Below are 488 nucleotides of genomic sequence, written 5' to 3'. Positions count from 1 at the left end.
ATGAAGACGCGACGGGGATTTTGCGTGTCGTGGCCGCGATATCCCTTGTCGACATAGGCCCGCTCGATCGGACAGCCAGTGAGCGCCTCGGTGCGGTCGATGACGTCCCGCAGGGTATGACCGTCGTAGGGATTATCGGGCAGCGACCTGGCGTGCAGTACGAACAGGCCACCGGGCGCCCGGCGGTTGTTGGTGACGATGGAGGCCTTCACGCCGAACTCGTAAGGCGCGGCGGCCTTGCCTTTGCCGATGCATTCCACCTCCGGGGCATGGAAGGAATAAAGCTTCCAGCCGCGCTGGCGCTGCTGCTGCGAGCGGATTTGCACGGCCCGGCCAAGCGGGAGGGCGAATGCCTCCTCCAATGCCGGCTGGCCCTCGATCTTGCGGCGGATGTCGCGGATGATGCGGCCGAGCCGGCTGCGCAGAATGCGCAACTGCCGCTGATGCCGGCTGAACTGTTTGGCATGGGCGTAGCGGCCCGCCATCAT

General features: G+C 65.6%; 1 protein-coding gene. It reads right to left on the bottom strand.

Going from position 1 to position 488, the window contains the following annotated elements:
• The coding region (locus tag AC0L3K_RS40740; RefSeq protein WP_473368224.1) for a transposase family protein at positions 1–488 on the bottom strand (488 nt) is incomplete at both ends.

The organism is Bradyrhizobium sp. MI1.10 (genome assembly GCF_055811035.1).
This window is presented reverse-complemented; position numbering and strand designations above follow the sequence as displayed.